Raw genomic sequence first — 15,003 nt, 5'->3', positions numbered from 1 at the left:
GGCGCGAGCCTCCGGTGGGGAGGTCCGCGCCCTTCGGCAAGCTGTGGTCAGCCCTTGGGGCCGGTGACCTTGAGGTCGGTCAGCGTCACGCCGTAACGGCCGTCGCTTCGCAGTGCCGGACCAGTGACCCAGATCAACCAGTACTGGTGGGCCCCCTCCGACGAGGCGTCGAACGTGACCTTGCCGGTCTTCTCTCCCTGGGGAACAACCTTCTTCGAGAAGGCGCCGAGGTCGCTGGAGGTGTACTCGTCACCGGCCCGCAGCCCCACCGTCACCGGCGCACCGCCGACGTCGAAGCTCACCGAGGAGACCTTCTTGGCACTGCCCAGGTCGAGCATCAGTCCCACGCCGTCTTTCAGACCGGCGAAGTCCTGGGCGTTGTAACCCTCGGACTTGAAGACACCGCCGCCCTTGACCTCGATGCCGCTGTCCCTCTCGGCGAAGGACGAGGCCTCGAAGTTGAGCGCCACCGTCGGCGCAGCCTGCGTAGCGCTCGCCGAGGGCGTGGGCGCCACAGACGCGCCGGCGTTCTTGGCAGCATCGTCCGGCCCGCGGTTGCTGTACAGCACCCCGCCCACCAGACCCCCGATGACCAGCACAACCGCAGCCAGCAGAGCCCACCGGGTGGACTTGGACGGGCCGGGGTTGGTCGGCGGAGCCTGGTGCTGGGGCGGCGCGGTGGGCATGCCGACCGAGCCCATGGCGCTGACCGGCATCGCACCGGTGGGCACGTTGGGCTGGTAGGCGTAGCCCGGCTGCGGCACGTACCCCTGCGGCGCATAGCCCTGAGGCACGTACCCCTGGGGCGCGTAACCCGGCTGCGGCACATACCCCTGCGGCGCATAACCCTGGGGGTAGCCCTGGGCCGGGTAACCCATCGGCACACCCGCAGTGCCGGGCGCGGGCATCGACATCGGGCCGGTGGGCGGCTGCTGCGGGGTGGGCGCGGTCTGGGGCGTGCTGGCCGGGTCGGCCAGCGGGATGCCGGCCGTGTGCGCCCCGTGCTTGCGCCCCTTGCGCTTGCGGCTCTTGGCCGCCGGACGAGCGGGCGGCGGCGGAGCGGCGTGGTCGACCTGGGTCTGCGAGGTGCCCGGGGCACCCGGCTGGGTGATCGCACCGCTGGTGGGCTGGGCCAGACCGGGGGCCTGCATCGCCCCCGTCATCATCGAGGGCGGCAGGGGCGGGGCCATCACGATGGCGCGCGTCATCGCCTCGGCGGCGCGCCGCCGGGCCAGCACCTCACGCGGCACGAAGGCACCCGTGTCGGGGGTACGCACCGAGCGCGGGCCGCCCTGCGGTGACGGCGTGCCGAAGGCCGGCGGACCGCCCAGCGGATTACCGGTGGGCGGCGACACCGGCGAACTGGCCGGGTCGGGCACGTAGGCGTGCGGCTCGGTGGAGTCGGCGCCCGGGGTGGGCAGCGATCCGGAGGCCGGGCCCTGCGCGGGCTCGCCGGAGGACGACGATGAGACGGATGCCATATTCAGCGGAGCTCCCGTGGCCGCGAGCGCGGCGCCGACCGAGGCGGCGCTGAGCTGGAGGCCGGTGTCGGTGAGGTCTCCCGTCACATCCGGCAGGCCTGCGGTGGACAGCAGTTCGGCGGCGCCGGGCTGGGCCGCCCGCACCGTCGCGTCGGGGTCGGGGCTGAGCGAACCCGCCGCTGCTCCCGCCGCCTGCATCGCCTTCGAGGTCTCGTCCTCGCCGATCAGTCGCACTGGTCCCGAACCATCCGATGAGCTGGAAAACGACGCGTCAGTAGAGGTGGAGCCGATCAGATCGGTGCCCGCGGAGGTTCCGAGCAGCCCGGGATCGTGAGCCGTCCCGGCCATCGTCGAGGCGTACTCCAGTGTCCCGGTGTGTGACTCAGCCGCGTTCACTCCCTCGATGAGCGGGTTGCCCGATTCCTGCGACCTGCGCGCCGGCTCCGACAAGGCAACGCTCCTTCCCTCTACCGGGTACTACGGTACGCGACAGCAGCGATCCACCCGAACCGGATCGCCCCGGCCGCGTGGCTTTTGTCCGATCAATTCCCTGCGGAACGCGCTGCGTCCCACCTGAGCCTTCGGCTCTGACGCAGGAGACCCCTGGGTCGGTTGCGTCGGGAGGGACATCTTCGGGGTCAGTCTTCCAGTCCCCCGCCCCGGGGACGACCAGGCTATGCCCGTCATACCAACGGGTGGCAACCGGCAGCAGAAAAGTGAGGACGCCGGTGGTCAGGGTTCACCGGCGTCCTCACGTAGAGGCCCCCTAGATCGGATCGGTCAGGACGACGTCACCGACGTCAGTAGATGCTCACCCCGTAGGCGCTCAGCGCCTCCGGCACCGGCTGGAAGTAGGTGACCCCGCCGGAGGAGCAGTTGCCGCTGCCGCCGGAGGTCAGCCCGTAGGCCACGGTGCCGGCGTACAGCGAGCCGCCGCTGTCGCCGGGCTCGGCGCACACCGTGGTGCGGATCGTGCCGGTGACACTCCCCTCGGCGTAGTTGACCGTCGCGTTGAGCTGGGTCACCCGGCCGCTGCGCAGACCGGTGGTGCTGCCGCTGCGGTAGACGGTCTGCCCGACGGTCGGCGTCCCGGCGCTGGCGATGTCCTGCGAGGAACCGTTGTAGAGGTTGACCGTGCCCTCGCGGGTGATCGTGCCGGTGTACTGGACCAGGCCGTAGTCGTTCCCCGGGAACGAGGAGCCGGCGTTGCGCCCGATCAGCGTCCGGCCGTTGCCCCCGGCGTACCAGGTGCTGATCGACCTGGTGCAGTGCCCGGCGGTGAGGAAGTAGTCCGTCGTGCCGCGGCGCACGTTGAACCCGAGCGAGCACCGGCCGCTGGTGGGGCCGTAGATGGCGGTGCCGCCGTTGATCCGGGTGCTGAACTCGCCCGGCACCCGCTCCAGGGTGGCCTTCGCCCCGAGCTTCGCCACCGCGGCCTCGACCTTGGCCAGCCGGGCGCCCTTGACCGTGCTGTCCGCGCTGACCAGGACCCGGTTGGACGCCGGGTCGACGGCCCAGGAGGTGCCCGGGACCTTGGCCGTGCGGTTGAGCTGCTTCATCGCCGCGGACAGCTCGGCGGTGCTGTTGCCGACCAGGCGGGCCGTGGCGCCCTCGGCCCGGGCGGTCGCCAGGGCGGCCTCGGTGGTGACCGCGGCCTTCAGCTTCCCGCCCTCGTAGTAGACGCCGGCGCTCGCCTTCCCGAGCTTGGCCAGCAGGGCGTCGGCGGCCTTGTCCTGGGAGACGGAGGCCTGCTGGGCCACACTGACCGGGGCGAGACGGCTGGTGCCGCTCGTCTCTTTCTGGGTGGCCGAACTCGCCGGAGCGGCCAGCGACACCACGACCATGGCGGAAGTGGCGAGCGCGACAGACGTGCCGGCGAGCAGACGACTGGGTTTCACGGTGGATCCTCTCGGCAGACGCGATGGCAGAGCCATGTCAGGGAACACGTCCGGTATGACCCGGAAGATGCCCTATGTTCCGATTTGCCGAACGAAGATCACAAGGGTTCAACGCCAGAAAGTAACTCGCCGGTCACAAAGCGCACGAAGAGCGGCCCACCCAGCGCCGGACGGACGCCGTACGCCACACCGGGACCTGCGCGGCGCCCGCCGCCGGAGGTCACTAACGTGTATGGACATGCCTGGTCATTACGACGTCATCGTTCTGGGAGCCGGCCCCGGCGGCTATGTCGCCGCCATCCGTGCGGCACAACTCGGCAAGCGAGTGGCCATCGTCGAGAGCAAGTACTGGGGCGGTGTGTGCCTGAACGTCGGGTGCATCCCCTCGAAGGCGCTACTGCGCAACGCCGACCTGGCGCACACGATCTCCTCCGAGGCCAAGACCTTCGGGATCCAGATCGAGGGCCAGGTGACCTTCGACTACAAGGCCGCCTTCCAGCGCAGCCGGTCGGTGGCGGACGGCCGGGTCAAGGGCGTCCACTTCCTGATGAAGAAGAACGGCATCGACGAGCTGAACGGCTGGGGCACGTTCAGCGATGCCCACACCATGCAGCTGAAGCTGAACGACGGCAGCACCGACAGCGTCACCTTCGACAACTGCATCATCGCGGCCGGCGCCACCACCCGGCTGCTGCCCGGCACGTCCCTGTCCGAGCGGGTCGTGACCTACGAAGAGCAGATCATGACCTCCGAGCTGCCCAAGAGCATCATCATCGCGGGCGCCGGCGCGATCGGCATCGAGTTCGCCTACGTCATGCGCAACTACGGCGTGGACGTGACGATCGTCGAGTTCCTCGACCGGATCCTGCCCCTGGAGGACCCGGACGTCTCGGCCGAACTGGCCAAGCGCTACAAGAAGGCCGGGATCAAGCTCCTCACCGGCACCCGGGTGGACTCGATCGAGGACGGCTCCGGCCCGGTCAGGGTCACCGTCACCAAGGACGGCAAGCAGCAGGTCCTGGAGACCGACAAGGTCATGCAGGCCATCGGTTTCGTCCCCCGGACGAAGGGCTACGGCCTGGAGAACACCGGCGTCAAGCTCACCGAGCGCGGCGCCATCGAGGTCGACGACCACCTGCGCACCAACGTGCCCGGCATCTACGCCATCGGTGACGTGACCGCCAAGCTGATGCTGGCCCACGTGGCCGAGTCGCAGGGCATCATCGCGGCCGAGACGATCGCCGGGGCCGAGACCATGACGCTCGACTACGCGATGATCCCGCGCGCCACGTTCTGCAGCCCGCAGGTCGCCAGCTTCGGTTACACCGAGGCCCAGGCCCGCGAAAAGGGTTACGACGTCAAGGTGTCCAAGTTCCCCTTCACCGCCAACGGCAAGGCGCACGGCCTGGCCGAGCCGGTCGGCTTCGTGAAGCTGATCGCCGACGCGAAGTACGGCGAGCTGATCGGTGGCCACCTGATCGGGCCCGAGGTCACCGAACTGCTGCCGGAGCTGACGCTGGCCCAGCAGTGGGACCTCACGGTGCACGAGATCGCCCGCAACGTGCACGCTCACCCGACGCTGAGCGAGGCGGTCAAGGAAGCGGTGCACGGCCTGGCCGGGCACATGATCAACTTCTGATCCGGCTCTCGAGCGGCCGTGACCCGGAAGGGTTGCGGCCGTTCGGCTTTTCCGGCCGGGACACGGGGACAAAACAACAACGGCGACACGTCTTCGTGTCGCCGCATCATCATGGGCGCTGCGTCACTGGCGCGCCTCGAGGGTTGTCGTGCTGGGAACTACCGGTACCGGTCAGTGGCTGACGGCCTGGTTGTTGAGCAGGCTCTCCAGCTCGGCGATCTCGTCCTCGGTGTGCCGGCTGAGGATCGCGTCGAGTTCCTGACGCTCGGCCGGGGTGCTGTAGCTGGCCAGTTCCTCGGCCAGGCGGCGGGAACGCTGCCGGACCATCCGTCGCTCGGCGAGCTGGGTGCGCAGGTTGTTGATCATTGGTGCCCTTCGGTGGGTTTCCTCCGCGACTTCCGCGGGGCGGCGGTTGCGCCGCCACTTCAGTGAACGGCACTCCCCGCCCCGGTATTACCGGTTCGGGATGTGACGTCGCCCTCACACTGAGTTGTCCAGACAACTGGACAGGTGAAACCCACCAACGAAAAAGCGGTTTCGGTTTTTGCTCGAAACCAGATCAAAACAAAGGACGCGGGTGGGCGCCTGAGGCCCACCCGCGTCCTCAATCACGCACTTACCCGGACACCGAGTCCCGCCAGGACTGCACGTGCCCGCGCAACCAGTGCGCGCTGTCCTTCAGGGTGCGCTCCTGGGTCTGGTAGTCGACCCGGATGATGCCGAACCGCTTGTCGTACCCGTAGGACCACTCGAAGTTGTCCAGCAGCGACCAGACGAAGTAACCCCGGACGTCGGCCCCCTGGGCCACCGCCTCGGCCACTGCTTCGATGTGCGACTTGATGTACGCCGTGCGCTCCGGGTCGGGCACCGAACCGTCCGCCGCCACCTCGTCCGGGAACGCGGCACCGTTCTCGGTGATCACGATCGGGGTGCCGGGGTAGTCCCGGGACAGCCGCACCAGCAGCTCGGTGAAGCACTCGGGAACGATCTCCCAGCCCATCGCCGTCACCGGACGCCCCCGGCCGATGTCCCGGGCGACGAGGGCGCCGTCCGAGTCCACCGGGGAGCCGTTCTCGTCCAGGTGAGAGATCAGCCAACCGGTGTAGTAGTTGACCCCCAGCACGTCGATCGGCGTGCTGATCGCCTCGAGGTCCCCATCCTCGATGGGCAGCACGGCGTTGCGGCGGGCCAGGTCCTCGACGACGTCGGCCGGGTAGCTGCCCCGGAAGAGCGGGTCGAGGTACAGGCGGGAGTTCAGGCCGTCGGCGCGGCGAGCCGCGTCCACGTCCTCCGCACTGTCGGTGGCCGGGTGAGCCGTACCCAGGTTCAGCGTGATCCCCAGCTTGATCTCCCGGTCGCCCGCCGCCTCACGCAGGCGCTGGGTGGCCAGACCATGGCCGAGCAGGAGGTGGTGCACCGCACGAATGCCGGACGGGAAGTCCTTGTGGCCGGGCGCCTGCGCGGCGTACGCGTACCCCAGCATGGCCGAGCACCAGGGCTCGTTCAGCGTGGTCCAGTTGCTCACCCGGTCGCTCAGCTGCTCGAACATCAGCGCCGCGTAGTCGGCGAACCGGTAGGCCGTGTCCCGGTGCGGCCAGCCGCCCGCGTCCTCCAGCTCCTGCGGCAGGTCCCAGTGGTACAGCGTGACCCAGGGGTCGATGTCACTGGCCAGGAGCTCGTCCACCAGACGCTGGTAGAAGTCCACCCCCTTGGGGTTCAGCGGCCCGCTGCCGCCCGGCTGCACCCGCGGCCAGGAGATCGAGAAGCGGTAGGTGTCCAGCCCCAGGCTCTTGATCAGGGCCACGTCCTGCGGCATCCGGTGGTAGTGGTCGCAGGCCACGTCACCGTTGTCGTCGCCGACCACCTGGCCCGGGGTGTGCGAGTAGGTGTCCCAGATCGACGGTGTGCGGCCGTCCTCGGCCGCCGCCCCCTCGATCTGGTAGGCAGCGGTGGCGACACCCCAGCGGAATCCGGCGGGCAGCGTGAGTGACGTGCCGTCGGCGGGCTGGGCGAGCGTGGTGTCCATGTCTCTCCATCGGGGTAGGACGACGCGTAGGGGCGATCGGCGGCACAGCCACCGAAGCGCCCCAAACATGCGTTCTACATCCCCGCCCGGGGGCCGGACCAGACCTGCGGGCCCGCAGATTCACCACGACCCGGGCCATTGCGCATCAGCGGCCGGGACGGAACTATTGGTGAACCCGTGTCGCACGCGCCCGGGAAATTACCCCGGGTGAGTGACCGGCCCCGTACATTGCGCATCGCCGAATGCCCGGCCCGCATCTTTCCGTCACCCACCGTGAATAACCGAACAGCAATCTGCAGCCACAGGATCATCCCGGTGAAATCGACAGGAATACCGGCAACATCGGCGAGAACAGAAAAGCTGTCCGGACAATTGTGTGTCCGGACAGCTTTTCGAAATACTTGCGGGCCCTAGAGCTGACCGGGCGCCGGAACCTGTGGGGCACGGACCGGCGGGGCCGCCGCCGAGGTGGCACAGACCTCGGCCAGCGTGCGCATGAACTGCGGGTGCAGGCGCGCGGCCTGGTCCATGCTCAGCTTGAGATCGGCTGCCGCCCGGGCGTTCTCAGGGTCTGCGACCAGACGGTCGATGGCGATCTTCGCCCACCCGTCAAGCTTGGCGAGGTGCTGGAACACGGCTACCAGCGCGGGCGTGGCCGGCTCCTCGAGGGCGGTGGCGGGTGCGGAGTTCGCCGCCGCCTGCATGACGGTGAAACGGCGTAGTGCCTCGTCGACCAGCTGTGTCGGGTCCATCGCGGGTTGACCCCCATCTCCTTCTCTGTCGTCACGGCCTGCCGGGAGCCGGACGAAGGCCTTTCTCAACCCTCGCGCATCTCCAATGACCGCATCACAACAGTACGCCTGGCGAATCAAGTTCGTGCCCGTCATGGATGTGAAAACGCGGAAGTTGCCCGGAAGTGATAGATCCGCATTCATGCGGATCACGGACACGGCGGACCTTTGGTGGAAAACAGCGGTGGTCTATTGTCTCGATGTCGAGACATTTCTGGACTGGAACGACGACGGCACCGGCGACCTGGCCGGGCTCGCCCAGCGCATCGACTACCTGGCCGACCTCGGGGTCACCTGCCTGTGGCTGATGCCCTTCTACCCCACGCCCGAGCGGGACGACGGCTACGACATCACCGACTTCTACGGGGTCGATCCCCGCCTGGGCACCCACGGCGACCTGGTCGAGGCGATCCGGACCGCACACGACCGGGGCCTGCGGGTGATCGTCGACCTGGTCGTCAACCACACCTCCGACCAGCACCCCTGGTTCGTCGAGGCGCGCAGCTCGAAGGAGAGCAGGTACCGGGACTGGTACGTGTGGGTCGACGAGCCGCCGGCCGGGAAGCAGCCCGAGCCGGTGTTCCCCGACCAGGAAAACAGCGTCTGGACCCTGGACGAGCAGACCGGGCAGTACTACCTGCACCACTTCTACCGGCACCAGCCCGACCTGAACGTGACCAACCCCGAGGTGCGCGACGAGATCGCCCGGATCGTCGGGTTCTGGCTGGCGCTGGGGGTCTCCGGGTTCCGGGTGGACGCCGTCCCGTTCTTCATCGACCCGCTCGGCGAGCCGTCCGGGGCACTGCCCGATCCGCACGAGGTGGTCCGGCACCTTCGGGCATTCCTCAACCGGCGCACCGGCGACGCGATCCTGCTCGGCGAGGTGAACGTGCCCTACGAGCAGCAGCTGGAGTTCTTCGGCGGATCGGAGGGCGGCGAGCTCACCCTGCAGTTCGACTTCATCACGATGCAGAACATGTACCTGGCCCTGGCCCGTCAGGACGCCGCCCCGCTGGCCAAGGCGCTGCAGGAGCGGCCGGCGATCCCGCCGGAGTGCCAGTGGGGCACGTTCGTGCGCAACCACGACGAGCTGACCCTGGACAAGCTCAGCGAGTCCGAGCGGCAGGAGGTGTTCGACGCCTTCGGGCCCGAGAAGCGGATGCAGGTCTTCGGCCGGGGGCTGATCCGCCGGCTGCCCCCGATGCTCGACGGCGATCCCGACCGGATCCGGATGGTCTACAGCCTGCTCTTCACGCTGCCGGGCACGCCGGTGCTGTTCTACGGCGAGGAGATCGGGATGGGCGAGAACCTCGACATCGGCGACCGGAACTCGGTGCGCACGCCGATGCAGTGGACCAGCGGGCCGGGCGCCGGCTTCTCGATCGCCGAGGACCTGACGGCGCCGGTGGTGACCGGCCGCTTCGGCCCGGAGCAGGTCAACGTGCAGGCGCAGCGGGCGGATCCGGACAGCCTGCTAACCTTTGTGAAGCTGCTGATCTCGCGCTACCGCAACAGCCCGGAACTGGGCTGGGGCGAGTTCGCGGTGCTGGACCAGCCGCACCCCGCGGTGTTCGCCCACCGGGTGACCTGGGAGGACGAGACGCTGGTGGCACTGCACAACTTCGCCGCCGAGAAGGTGAGCGTCCCGCTCGACCTGGGCGATTCCGTCCGCAACTGCGACCTGATCGATCTGCTCGGTGACCAGAACACAACAGTGGACGATCGGGGTCGCCTCGAGGTGGAACTCGGGCGTTACGGCTACCGCTGGCTCCGGGTCGCCCGGCCCGGTTCCCGCCGGCTGCTCTGAAACGGGAGCGGGCGCGACCACCCGTGGTGGTCGCGCCCGCTCCGGCCGGAGGTCTCAGCCCTCGGACTGCTCGATCTTCTGGTTCCAGTCGCCCTTCACCGCGCGCCACTCCTCGTCGTTGGCGCCGATCCGCCAGTAGCCGGAGATCGACAGACGCGCCTGCTTCACGCCGCGCTCGCGCTTGAGGAACCGGCGCAGGTCACGCACCCCGGCGGCCTCGCCGTGCACGAACGCGTGCACGTCGCCCTCCGGAAACGGCAGCCGGGTGACCGCCTCGACCAGGGCGACGCCGGGAGCCCGCTCGGTCTCCAGCACCCAGGTGACCTGGACGCCGGCCGGGGCGGTGAGCTTGAGCTCGGAGGCCGGGTCGTGGATCTCGATCAGGGCGTGCCCGACCGCGTTCTCCGGCAGCACCTCGAGCGAGGCGGCGATGGCGGGCAGGGCGCTCTCGTCACCGGCCAGCAGGTGCCAGTCGGCCTCGAGGTCCGGCGTGTAGCCGCCACCCGGGCCGGCCAGCCAGATCTGGTCGCCCGGCTTCGCGTCCCGGGCCCACGGACCGGCCAGACCCTCGTCCCCGTGCACCACGAAGTCGATGGTCAGCTCGCGAGCGGCCGCGTCCCAGCGGCGAACCGTGTAGGTACGGTTCTGCGGCCACTGTTCCTGGGGCAGCGCGCCCCGGATCGTCTTCATGTCGAACGGCTCGGGGTACTCCACCCCGGCCCGCGGGTAGATCAGCTTCACGTAGGCGTCGCTGAACTCGTTCATCTCGAACTGGGCCAGGTCGTCACCGGTGAAGACGACGCGAACCATGGTGGGGCTGAGCTGCTCGGTGCGGGCCACGGTGATCGCCAGCGTCGAGCCGCCCCGGCCCTCGCCGCGACCGCCGACCCGGTTACGAACCCCTTCGGCCATGCGCGAGACCATGGACATGCGGGTACCACCTTCCAAAGTGAGGTATGCCTAACCTAACAGCGGAATCTGTGGACCACCGTCTCAGTTCGAGACGGTCAGGCGGCCGAGCGCCACCGGGCCCGGTCGTCGCCGTCCTTCACACTGCAGGTCAGCTTGTCGCCGTCGGAGTCCTCGGCCTTCGCCCCCTCGGGGGAGCAGAACGCGCCCGGGGTCTCCGCCTCACCATTGTTGCCCTTCGGAGCCGGCTTCTTGTCGTCGGCCCCCTTCTCCCCCTTCTCCGGGGCGGCCACCGCGCCGGAGGTGGGCACCCGCTGCTCGGGGCAGCTCTTCAGGACGCCGCTGATCGCCGCCTTCTCGGCCTTGGTGACCCAGTTGCCGTACTTGGACTTCACCGCGACCTGCCGGGCCACGTAGTCGCAGCGGAACGCCTTGCTCGGCGGCAGCCAGGTGGCCGCGTCGCCGGCCCCCTTGGCCGAGTTGGTCGGCCCGTCGGCGGCCAGCAGGTTCAGCGGGTCGTTGGCGAACTCGGTGCGCTTGGCCTCGCTCCAGGCGAAGGCGCCGGTGACCCAGGAGTTCTGCAGCGCGACCACGTGGTCGATCTGGATCTCGGAGGCCTCCGCCTTGCGGAACTCGATGCTCTTGCCGGTGTACCGGTCCTGCAGGGTGCCGCTGACCACCACGCACTTCTTGGTGCCGTCGCGGAACTTCTCCCCGGTGAGGTCCCGCTTCAGCACGTCGTTGCGCTGGTCGCAGCCGTTGCGGTCGACGTCCTTCCAGGCACTGCCGAACTCGTCGCGGTCGTACCCGGTCTCCGCCGCCCGGCCCTTCACCGACAGGGTGCCCAGCACCTTCGTGGCCAGCGGGCCGTCGTTCTGGTCCTTGACCGACGCGCCGGAACCGGCGTCGGTCGCCTCGGCACTGCCCAGGTCGACGTTGCAGGCGCTCAGGCCGAGAGACAGGACGAGGGCCGACAGGGCCGCGACACCGGACCGAACAAGATTCACATCCGGCACGGTATCGCCGTCCCGGACGCCCCGCTCGTCACGACCTGTCGCGTCTGTGACGGGATCACCGGATTGGTGGTTCACCCGATCTGGCGAACAATGGGAGCCACCGAGGGAAGGACTGGGGATGGGTGACAACACCACACTGATGGTCGTGGTCGGGTTCGTCGCGGTCCTGCTGCTGGTCGCGGTGACGCTGCTGGCCGTCGGGCTCTTCGTGATCTACCGCTACCGGGTGCCGCTGCATGGCATCGCCACCATGGCGGCCTCGTTCGCCTACCTGATCAGCCCGGTCGACGCGGTGCCGGAGGCCGTGGTCGGGCCGTTCGGCATCCTCGACGACGCCGGGGTGGTCACGCTCGCCGCCTGGTACGTCTACCACCTGATCCGGGCCCGCCGCACGAACATGCCGATCCGCAAGGCGGCCGGCATCGCCCTGCGCGACACCGCCCAGCAGGAGTTCCGCCGCAAGAACGAGCTGCGCCGCCCGGATCGCGACCTCAAGGGCTGAAACCGCCCGGCGCAGAACGCTCCTGACCGACCAGAACGGCCCTCAGGCGGGCATTAGGCCAACCACCGGACATGTTGTGACCAACCGAGTACGCTCTGTGGTCATGGAGGAGCTGATCCTGTCCGGGTTCGTCGCCGTGCTCGCCGGCGGCTACATCGCCACCGGCCGGCTGAGCCGGGCCGCCCGTCGCCGGCGCGACGCCAGGGCGCTGCGCAGCCATGTCCTGGCCGAGGTCGAGGCCGGGCGCCGCCGACTCGACGAGGAGGTCGTGGCCGACGTGCTCAGCTGGTGCGACGAAGTGGCCCAGACCGGCCGCGACGTTCCCCTGACTGTTCGGTAGCCGTCCGGCCGACTGGGCGGATCCAGCGGGACCTGCTTGACTGCACCCGAATCACGTGACCCAGAGCAATCGTTCAACACCACTCTGTAGCCAAATATGGGTACGGTAGGGCGCTCAGGCCGGTGAAGGAGTGCAATGACAAGGCGGCGCATTCGGTGACCCAGACATGACCCTGACCCAGTACCTGAAAGTCCTGCGACAGCACTGGCTGATCGTCCTGGCCCTGGCGGTCCTCGGCGTGGCCGCCGCCACGGCCTACACCAGCCGGCAGACGCCGATGTACCAGGCCCAGACCCAGGTCTTCGTCTCGGTGCAGGGCCCGGGCGGCGGCGACACGCTCAACGAGCTGTCCGAGAGCAGCACGTTCAGCCAGCAGCGGGTCAAGTCCTACGCCAGCATGGCGACCAGCAGCGCGGTCACCGAGCCGGTGGTGCGGGACCTGCGGCTGCCGTACACGGCGGCCGTGCTGGCCGGCCAGATCGAGGCCAGCCCGCAGCTGGACACCGTGCTGATCGACCTCACGGTCACCGACGCGGACCCGGCCCGGGCCGCGGCGATCGCCGGCTCGGCCACCCAGCACCTGCAGAAGGTGGTCGGCGACCTGGAGTCCAACGGCGGGAGCAGACCGTCCTCGGTCAAGCTCACCGTGACCCGGCCGCCGGTCGAGCCGCAGACCCCGGTCTCCCCCCGGGTCCCGCTGAACATCGCGCTCGGGCTGCTGCTCGGTCTCGGTCTCGGCGTCGGCGCGGCGGTGCTGCGCGACCAGCTCAACACCACCCTGCGCGGCAGTTCCGACGTGGAGCAGCTGACCGGTTCGGTGCCGCTGGGCGTGGTGCCGTTCGACGCCTCGGCGCCCAAGCAGCCCCTGGTCACCGCCGACGCGTTCGGCGGCCGGGCCGAGGCGTTCCGCACCCTGCGCACCAACCTGCAGTTCGCCGACGTGGACCGGCCGCCGCGGGTGATCGCGGTGACCTCCGCCCTGCCCGACGAGGGCAAGACCACCACGGCCTGCAACATCGCCCTGACCCTGGCCCAGAGCGGCGCCCGGGTGATCCTGATCGAGGGTGACCTGCGCAAGCCCGCCGTGGGCAAGTACCTGGGCATCAGCAACGCGGCCGGGCTGACCAACGTGCTCGCCGGTCAGCACGACCTGCGTGAGGTGGTGGTCGGTTACGAGCGCGACCTGCTGGCCGTCCTGCCCTCCGGGCCGACCCCGCCCAACCCCTCGGAACTGCTGGGCTCGCAACAGATGCGGCACCTGCTGGACACGCTGGCCCAGCACTACGACGTGGTGGTCATCGACGCCCCGCCGCTGCTGCCGGTCACCGATGCGGCACTGATCGCCACCGCCGCCGACGGGGCGATCCTGGTGATCCGGCACGGTCGCAGTCGGCGCGAGGAGGCCGAGCGGGCGCTCAAGGCGCTCGAGGCGGTGAGCGCCCGGATGCTCGGTACCGTGCTGAACTTCGCCCCGCGCAAGAAGGGCCGCAACGGTTACCAGGGCTACGGTTACGGGTCGGCGCCCGCGGCTTCGGCTCCGGGTCAGCAGCCCGAGACCACCTCCCGGCGGGCCCGGCGTGGCGGCAAGGACGAGGTGGCCGCGGCTCCGGAGCGGATCGTCCTGCCCGATGCCGGCGCAACCTCCCTGCCGCTCGAGCCGGTTTCGCCCGAAAGTCCCGACGAGCCGGGTGGTTCGGGGTCGGGTCCCGAGAACCAGAGGACGCCCGGGGGCACCGGGGTGCCGGCCGGTCGCCCCGGTGGGCCCAACGGTTTCGTGAACACCTCGGAGCAGTGGGCGCCGGACATGGGCTGGGCCCCCAGCCCTTCTGACGGCTGGGCTCCGATCGCCGACTCCCCCAGCGCCGGAAGCCGCGCTCCGCAAGCCTCTTCGACCGGGGGCATCTCGGTCTTCGGCGGCCTGTCCTCCACCGGCCCACTGCCGGTGGTGACCACTCCGGGCACCGACGGGCTGGCGGTCGTCTCCCGGGCCGAGGGTCTGGAGGTGCTGCGCACGGCCGAGCCGGAAGGTCCGGCGCCGCAGGTGATCCCCCAGCGCAAGCCGGACCGCCTGGAGGTGCACCACGACACCGCAGTCAGATCGGCCCGCGAGGTTCCGGAAGAGCTTCGCCTGCAACCACTTCCGCCCGAGACCGGCTACCGGGCGCCGGACACCGCCCCCAAGGGCATCCCGCTGCCCGTCGAGAACCCGGCCGCCTGGAGTCAGACCTCCTGGTTCGCACCCGAACCAGCACCCGAGCCGACTCTCGAGCCGGCACCCGAACCCGCACCGGCGGCCCAGGACGACAGCCGGGAGGGGTTCGAGGAGATCCCCCCGCTGCTGGTCGACCTGCACACACCGCCGGAGCTGGACCTGCTGGAGGACGAGCGTGAACTGCTCATCCCGCCCCAGTCGGTGATGCCCCACGTGCCCACCGGCGTGCCCCGTCACCACCGGTCCAAGCGCTCTATCTGAACTGTTCGACAGAACGCGGTGTGGCACTCAGTGCCGCACCGCGTTCTCGCGTCCATGGGCCGAACGCTCGCGAGATCCGCTGAGCCCGGCCTGAGAAGCGTTGCGTGACAAACCGGATTCA

12 protein-coding genes are annotated in these 15,003 nt (G+C 69.6%); 5 read left to right on the top strand and 7 right to left on the bottom strand.

All coding sequences use genetic code 11. From position 1 onward, the window contains the following. Positions 1 to 47: 47 nt before the first annotated feature. On the bottom strand, positions 48 to 1,715 hold the full coding sequence (locus LWF15_RS26560) for a hypothetical protein (protein WP_232813665.1): 1,668 nt from the start codon (positions 1,713 to 1,715) through the stop codon (positions 48 to 50). Positions 1,716 to 2,281: 566 nt separating this feature from the next. Next, positions 2,282 to 3,379: a S1 family peptidase gene (locus LWF15_RS26555; RefSeq protein WP_232813664.1), complete on the bottom strand. Its 1,098-nt coding sequence runs from the start codon at positions 3,377 to 3,379 to the stop codon at positions 2,282 to 2,284. Positions 3,380 to 3,617: 238 nt separating this feature from the next. Here LWF15_RS26555 and lpdA point away from each other — a divergent pair, with 238 nt between their 5' ends. Further along, a complete protein-coding gene (gene lpdA / locus LWF15_RS26550) occupies positions 3,618 to 5,018 on the top strand; it encodes a dihydrolipoyl dehydrogenase (RefSeq protein ID WP_232813663.1) in 1,401 nt (466 codons plus the stop codon). 171 nt (positions 5,019 to 5,189) lie between these two features. Here lpdA and LWF15_RS26545 read toward each other — a convergent pair whose 3' ends face one another. From LWF15_RS26545 to LWF15_RS26535, 3 genes are all read right to left on the bottom strand, one after another. Further along, positions 5,190 to 5,384, bottom strand: a complete 195-nt coding sequence (locus LWF15_RS26545; RefSeq protein ID WP_232813662.1) for a hypothetical protein — start codon at positions 5,382 to 5,384, stop codon at positions 5,190 to 5,192. Between the two features lie 250 nt (positions 5,385 to 5,634). Continuing rightward, positions 5,635 to 7,044: a GH1 family beta-glucosidase gene (locus LWF15_RS26540; RefSeq protein WP_232813661.1), complete on the bottom strand. Its 1,410-nt coding sequence runs from the start codon at positions 7,042 to 7,044 to the stop codon at positions 5,635 to 5,637. A gap of 410 nt (positions 7,045 to 7,454) precedes the next feature. Next, positions 7,455 to 7,796 carry a hypothetical protein gene (locus LWF15_RS26535; RefSeq protein WP_232813660.1) on the bottom strand — a complete coding sequence of 114 codons (342 nt, stop codon included), beginning with the start codon at positions 7,794 to 7,796 and terminating at the stop codon, positions 7,455 to 7,457. A gap of 181 nt (positions 7,797 to 7,977) precedes the next feature. Here LWF15_RS26535 and LWF15_RS26530 point away from each other — a divergent pair, with 181 nt between their 5' ends. After that, on the top strand, positions 7,978 to 9,642 hold the full coding sequence (locus LWF15_RS26530; protein WP_232813659.1) for an alpha-amylase family protein: 1,665 nt from the start codon (positions 7,978 to 7,980) through the stop codon (positions 9,640 to 9,642). Positions 9,643 to 9,696: 54 nt separating this feature from the next. On the opposite strand, the gene LWF15_RS36825 is transcribed toward LWF15_RS26530, so the two are convergent. Both LWF15_RS36825 and LWF15_RS26515 read right to left on the bottom strand, forming a co-directional pair. Then, positions 9,697 to 10,566 (bottom strand): siderophore-interacting protein, encoded by an 870-nt coding sequence (locus tag LWF15_RS36825; protein WP_352396630.1) that lies wholly within the window; start codon positions 10,564 to 10,566, stop codon positions 9,697 to 9,699. Between the two features lie 83 nt (positions 10,567 to 10,649). Next, positions 10,650 to 11,558, bottom strand: a complete 909-nt coding sequence (locus LWF15_RS26515; protein ID WP_232813658.1) for an HNH endonuclease family protein — start codon at positions 11,556 to 11,558, stop codon at positions 10,650 to 10,652. 127 nt (positions 11,559 to 11,685) lie between these two features. Here LWF15_RS26515 and LWF15_RS26510 point away from each other — a divergent pair, with 127 nt between their 5' ends. The 3 genes from LWF15_RS26510 (at position 11,686) to LWF15_RS26500 (ending at position 14,882) form a co-directional block, all read left to right on the top strand. Beyond that, positions 11,686 to 12,069 (top strand): YkvA family protein, encoded by a 384-nt coding sequence (locus tag LWF15_RS26510; RefSeq protein ID WP_232813657.1) that lies wholly within the window; start codon positions 11,686 to 11,688, stop codon positions 12,067 to 12,069. Between the two features lie 103 nt (positions 12,070 to 12,172). Continuing rightward, on the top strand, positions 12,173 to 12,409 hold the full coding sequence (locus LWF15_RS26505; RefSeq protein WP_232813656.1) for a hypothetical protein: 237 nt from the start codon (positions 12,173 to 12,175) through the stop codon (positions 12,407 to 12,409). A gap of 166 nt (positions 12,410 to 12,575) precedes the next feature. Beyond that, a complete protein-coding gene (locus LWF15_RS26500; RefSeq protein ID WP_232813655.1) occupies positions 12,576 to 14,882 on the top strand; it encodes a polysaccharide biosynthesis tyrosine autokinase in 2,307 nt (768 codons plus the stop codon). The last annotated feature ends 121 nt before the right edge of the window (positions 14,883 to 15,003 follow it).

This window comes from Kineosporia rhizophila (genome assembly GCF_021277265.1).
In the GTDB taxonomy this organism is placed as follows: Bacteria; Actinomycetota; Actinomycetes; order Actinomycetales; family Kineosporiaceae; genus Kineosporia; species Kineosporia rhizophila.
Note: the sequence above shows the minus strand (reverse complement) of the source record. Positions and strands in the feature narration are given on the sequence as shown.

What these genes read in the sequence shown, in the direction of transcription:
- LWF15_RS26500 (WP_232813655.1), top strand. Translation starts at nt 12,576, where the DNA reads ATGACCCTGACCCAGTACCTGAAAGTCCTGCGACAGCACTGGCTGATC.
- LWF15_RS26540 (WP_232813661.1), bottom strand. Translation starts at nt 7,044, where the DNA reads ATGGACACCACGCTCGCCCAGCCCGCCGACGGCACGTCACTCACGCTG.
- LWF15_RS26505 (WP_232813656.1), top strand. Translation starts at nt 12,173, where the DNA reads ATGGAGGAGCTGATCCTGTCCGGGTTCGTCGCCGTGCTCGCCGGCGGC.
- LWF15_RS26545 (WP_232813662.1), bottom strand. Translation starts at nt 5,384, where the DNA reads ATGATCAACAACCTGCGCACCCAGCTCGCCGAGCGACGGATGGTCCGG.
- LWF15_RS26530 (WP_232813659.1), top strand. Translation starts at nt 7,978, where the DNA reads ATGCGGATCACGGACACGGCGGACCTTTGGTGGAAAACAGCGGTGGTC.
- LWF15_RS26510 (WP_232813657.1), top strand. Translation starts at nt 11,686, where the DNA reads ATGGGTGACAACACCACACTGATGGTCGTGGTCGGGTTCGTCGCGGTC.
- LWF15_RS36825 (WP_352396630.1), bottom strand. Translation starts at nt 10,566, where the DNA reads ATGGTCTCGCGCATGGCCGAAGGGGTTCGTAACCGGGTCGGCGGTCGC.
- lpdA (WP_232813663.1), top strand. Translation starts at nt 3,618, where the DNA reads ATGCCTGGTCATTACGACGTCATCGTTCTGGGAGCCGGCCCCGGCGGC.
- LWF15_RS26535 (WP_232813660.1), bottom strand. Translation starts at nt 7,796, where the DNA reads ATGGACCCGACACAGCTGGTCGACGAGGCACTACGCCGTTTCACCGTC.